Here is a 4,545-nt window from a genome sequence, read left to right on the forward strand (position 1 = left end):
GCGAGCGACGGCGGCTCCGAGGGGATGGCTTGGCCGGACCCCATGATCAATTTTGCTGAACTTGACGCACAGAACTTTCCTCACGCTCACCAAAGGACCCGAAGAGCCGAGGGGGACGCGGTCGCCGCTAACTCCTGCCGTACTGGTCTTGATCGTAGGCCTGAAGGATGCGGACAAAGTCGGCCATGCTGGAATGATCCCGATTGCCGGCCATAGCCGCAACCTGAGTATTGGACGCGGGCTGGCTGCCTTGCCAAAACCGCATTATGAGATCGGCGATGTTTTTCATGGCGTATTCTCCGCAGCCAACTGTGGCAATAGACACTAATTACTGGAGCGGCAACGCGCGGCTCGATCAAGGGGAAGGTCGGCGGGCGCTACGCCGCCGACCTTGTCCTGCAACTGCCGGCTCGCGGCCGGTTCCGTTGCTTTTCACTCCGCGTTATCTGATAGCACCGAGCACTTAGTGGGCGCCATTGCGCGCGGGTATGAAGTGATCCTACTGGGGTACGTTCGGGCTAGTGTATCGGTATAAGTCGACCAGACGTCGGTTTAATCCCAAGGGGTGCACTGCTTTGCCACAAGCGGCCAAGTCTAGGGAGGAAACGCCCAAGGAGGGCAGCGGTAGCGAGTCGCGGGGGAGCTGAGGGTCGCTACCGCATATCACTATCCAAGATGATCGCGATCGGCGGCTCAATTGAACGTAGGGCAACGTCAGGCATCTGAAGGGGCCACGGAACCGATACGAAGGTTTATGGCGCTCGCCCTTAAAGGCGGAGATATCAGCTTCTGACGCCGAAGCGGAAATCTTAGGCGGTCCCAACCGCAGTAAGAGAGGCCGCCGCCGGCTGACGCACACGCCCCCTTCAACGCGGGCCACTCGGGAGAAGCCTTGATAGCAGGCGTTGGCGCGCCGCCATTCAGAACGTCCAGATTGGGATGATAGAACGCAAACGCGCCCGGACGCGCGATGGCCCCGTCGCATAGGCTTCGAGCACTGTGCAGATCGGGAAACGGTCGCCATCCACGGATCGGGCTCGGTCATGTGGAAACCTCAAGTTCGAGACGATCGAGCATATAAACGAGATCAACCGCCATTCTGGGTCTCGTCTCAGGTCCTTACGTGCATTCCGACATCGTTGCTCAACGCAACCAAAGGAGTGCATCATGTCTCATCATCTCGTTCGCGATCACAAGACTTCCCTGAAGGCTGTCGTAGCGGCCGTCGTGCTGTCCGCGCTTGCGGCTACACCGGTGTTCGCGCAGGCCGCTATTCAAGAGCCGGGCGCATTCGCATTCTATCATCCCGATCTCGACGTGCTGAACGGAGGTGCGCCAACCCCCGCGCCAGGTTGAATTTAGAGGGATCCGCCGCCCTGCGGGCCTATGCCGCAAGAGAAAGTCGCATCGGCTCGGTAACTGTACAGCGACATCGATCCCACAGGCGATAAGAGAACCCGCCGGACGACTCCAGGGGGTTCGATGGCGTGGCGAGAATTTGAGACGATCAGGCAGCCAGGTGCGGAAGATAGAGCGCAGCAGATCATGCTGGCCCCCACCATGGTTTTTTGTCGGTTCATTGCAGGTCCTCCCGTAGCCCTTTGAAGAACGGGTGCCGCACCTTACCTTCTGCCGATTTGGCGCGGTACTCGATCTCGGCCTGCAGCTTCGGCTCAACCCAGATGCCCTCGCGCGCGATGCGCTTCGCATAGGGCTGCGTCTTGCGGATGAGCGGCGTGAGGCGCTTTTGTAGGTCCGCGGCGGATACCTTGTCAAAGCCGGGGTCGACCTTGCCGGCATAGATCAGTTCATTGCCCTTGCGCCGGCCGAGATAGATGCCGTCCCATTTGCCGTCGTCCAAGGCAAAGCCGGCGATGGTCAGCGTTTCCCGTTGCGGGCACGGTTTCTTCACCCAGTTGCGGCCGCGGCCTGAGACATAGGGGCTGTTGGCGACCTTCGACACGACGCCCTTCATTGCCGACCTTGCAGGCATGCTCAAACAACGTACGGCCGTGGACCTCGAAGCTCTCGCTGAACTGAATGTCGGTGCCCACGAAGTTTCTTCAGCGTGGCCTTGCGCGTGGAAAGCGGCAGCTTCCACAGGTCGTAGACGTCGAGGTAGAGCAGGTCGAAAGCGACCAGGGCGATCTTTTTGGAGCGGCCCTTGAGTTCGTTCTGCACCGCTACTCTTGTCCAAGCGGGGCCGCCGCCCTCACGCCGTCCGCCCGTCCCATAGCTTCAGCCGACTTGGTTGATTTCGCCGGCTCTGGATTTGTCTCGGTCGCAACCGCACTGCCGACGAAGCGACCCAGCACCGGTTTGGGCGTCAGCTCGACCACTGGTGGGTTCGGGCGGCCCGGCTCCGCAACCATATCGCTGGTGACGAGATTGGTCCGTCGCAATTCTTCCCGAGACAGTTCATGCAGATCTTCCCACGGCGGGACGTTCAGCGACAGCGACAGCAAATCACCCGCGCCGCCCATGTCGAAGGTATATTTGGCGAGACGCCCGATATCGCGTTCCACGATCGTCAGATCATCTGCGCTGTAGGTCCCGACTTTGGCGTCATTGGCGCGGTCACCGATCCAGATCTGATGCACCCGAACGTGGGCAGTCTCGGGCACGTAACGCGTCTTGCCCGACAGCAGTAGGAACACGCACATCGATTCGCAATACGCCGCGGGCGCCATGTTGGCATTAGCGCTCTGCGCGGTATTGGTATGGACGCTGATGCCGACGGTGGTCAGCGCCCCGAGATTGCGCCAGCGCCGTCCAAGCGCGATCGCGTCGTTGACTGAACCGCCGCTGGAATCCAGCACGATGGTCGCGCTGCCGAGCTGTCGGGCGCGCGCGAATTCATCGAAGTCCCTTGGGGTATCGGCGGTCACGATGCCGACCGCGCTGACCCAGCCCCGGCAATTCGGCTGGCAAGCGACCCAGCTGAACTTCATCGGCAATTTGCGTTCTTCGACAGCGCCGGCGTGCGCCGAGCGGCTCAGCATAGCCACAAATGCGAGGCAAAGAACGGTGCCAATGAGCAGCATCCAACCTCGGATTTCCGGCCAACGAGCGCGAGCAGAGCTTAGATCGGGTGGGGCTAGCCGCGTCGCGGTAGCGTACATAAGCGGCGACAGCTTGTGCTGCCCGGCCGGCGGTACGGCTTGAGAATTTAATTTTAGGCAGGGCTGCTTGGCGCGCCATTTCGGCCCGGGGCCACCGATGTAGTGCAGCTCGGGCCGATAGCTGTCGCGCACGTCCATGATCAGGTTGTGAACGAGGCTGGCGAAGTCGGAGGGTGACTGAGCCGGCTTGCGAGCAAAGCCTGACGATCCGGTTGCATCTAGGATTCTCATTGCTGAACTCTTCCCTTACCGCTCGAGATATCGGGCGGTTACACCCAAGCATAGCCACGAGAAATGGACCAAACCATTGCACAGAGGTCGATCTCGCACGTACCATCGGCTGAGAAGAGCAAACCAAGGTTTCAGGCCCGTACAGGACTTGAGGGGACATCTCGTTTTTTCTGCATCAGCCAGGACGTTGCAGAACAGGCGCAGTCATCCTCGCGTGTGCCGTTACGCGACGTCGACAACGGCATCGAGATCAAAGTAACTGGCGAAGGTCGGACGCTGGAGGCGATTGAACACTTGGGTGCTTTTATTCCGCCGACCGTTGGGTTTTCAGGTCCAAAATCGGGACTTGCGCGCGCTGACAGCTAACGCCAGGGAAACTGTCCCACTTCGGACGCCTTACGATCATTCGCACCATGTTCCCGGCACCATCCAGACGCAACTTGACGGTCCGTTCAGCTCGCCACCAGCGTCCTTTCCGTACTTCACCAACAAGCCGTTCCGTCTCGTGCAGACTTCGATAACGTAGACCATGAATGCCGATCCTTCCCGAGCTCATACATTCTCTTCAAAAGATCTAAGTCCGAGGTGGTGGACACGTTTTCTGGATTGCACGGAAGCAACTCCAATCACGAAGTTCTGAGATGCCCGCACCGTGCTCGCCGACAGTCGCGCCCCCGCTGACGAGGTGATGCCCGGGATCAAGTTCTTGGCCCTTTCGCCGGCAAGAGATTGAGATCGCGAGGCTTGCGCTATAGCCCGTCATCCTGCCACGGCATCGTCGGCAGTGACGGCACCCGACGCTGCATGACTCGCGGGTCGCTCGACCGTCATGGGCTTCGGCGGCGGCGGTGGCTTCACCGGCTTCGGCTCCGGCGGCTTGCCAAAGGTTCGACGCGGCTTCACTTCACGCGCCAGTGCCGCCAGCCGCTTGGCCTCGACCTCATCAATGCTGCGCCAGCGGTTGCTCAGCGAGAACGTGTTGGTCAGGCGCTTGCCCGGCTCGATCTCGATCAGGCCGAGGCGGTCGAGCAGCTTCAATGATGGCGAAATCGACCTGTGCCCAATGTTGTGATCCACGCTGAAGTCAAGGTAGCTCACACTCGCGCTGCTACCGTCGCCGATCGCCTGCTCGATCGCAGCGAGCACCCCGCGCGCACTCTGTGGCAGCGCCAAATAGGCCGGGCTGTCTGAT

Annotated in this window: 4 protein-coding genes and 2 pseudogenes; 2 read left to right on the top strand and 4 right to left on the bottom strand. The window is 60.5% G+C overall.

Annotated features, from left to right (window positions below; translation table 11 throughout):
* Positions 1-127: 127 nt before the first annotated feature.
* Positions 128-289, bottom strand: coding sequence for a hypothetical protein (locus tag ACZXDY_RS44855; protein WP_464349889.1), 162 nt, complete (start codon positions 287-289; stop codon positions 128-130).
* A gap of 878 nt (positions 290-1,167) precedes the next feature.
* On the opposite strand from ACZXDY_RS44855, the gene ACZXDY_RS44860 reads away from it, so the two are divergent.
* Complete coding sequence (locus ACZXDY_RS44860; RefSeq protein WP_464349890.1) at positions 1,168-1,356, top strand: hypothetical protein; 189 nt, start codon at positions 1,168-1,170, stop codon at positions 1,354-1,356.
* A gap of 220 nt (positions 1,357-1,576) precedes the next feature.
* On the opposite strand, the pseudogene ACZXDY_RS44865 reads toward ACZXDY_RS44860, so the two are convergent.
* Positions 1,577-2,181 (bottom strand): annotated as a pseudogene (locus ACZXDY_RS44865) (ATP dependent DNA ligase); the annotation flags it as partial.
* Between the two features lie 2 nt (positions 2,182-2,183).
* Complete coding sequence (locus ACZXDY_RS44870; protein ID WP_464349892.1) at positions 2,184-3,044, bottom strand: COG3904 family protein; 861 nt, start codon at positions 3,042-3,044, stop codon at positions 2,184-2,186.
* A gap of 372 nt (positions 3,045-3,416) precedes the next feature.
* Between ACZXDY_RS44870 and ACZXDY_RS44875 the strand changes: the two genes are divergently transcribed.
* Positions 3,417-3,719 (top strand): hypothetical protein, encoded by a 303-nt coding sequence (locus ACZXDY_RS44875; protein ID WP_464349891.1) that lies wholly within the window; start codon positions 3,417-3,419, stop codon positions 3,717-3,719.
* Positions 3,720-4,112: 393 nt separating this feature from the next.
* Here ACZXDY_RS44875 and ACZXDY_RS44880 read toward each other — a convergent pair.
* Positions 4,113-4,545 (bottom strand): annotated as a pseudogene (locus ACZXDY_RS44880) (hypothetical protein); the annotation flags it as partial.

It is taken from the genome of Bradyrhizobium sp. LeoB3 (assembly GCF_055456055.1).

Bases quoted from the DNA above. Each gene is read 5' to 3' on its own strand.
- ACZXDY_RS44855 (WP_464349889.1), bottom strand. From the start codon at position 289: ATGAAAAACATCGCCGATCTCATAATGCGGTTTTGGCAAGGCAGCCAG.
- ACZXDY_RS44860 (WP_464349890.1), top strand. From the start codon at position 1,168: ATGTCTCATCATCTCGTTCGCGATCACAAGACTTCCCTGAAGGCTGTC.
- ACZXDY_RS44870 (WP_464349892.1), bottom strand. From the start codon at position 3,044: ATGCTGCTCATTGGCACCGTTCTTTGCCTCGCATTTGTGGCTATGCTG.
- ACZXDY_RS44875 (WP_464349891.1), top strand. From the start codon at position 3,417: ATGGACCAAACCATTGCACAGAGGTCGATCTCGCACGTACCATCGGCT.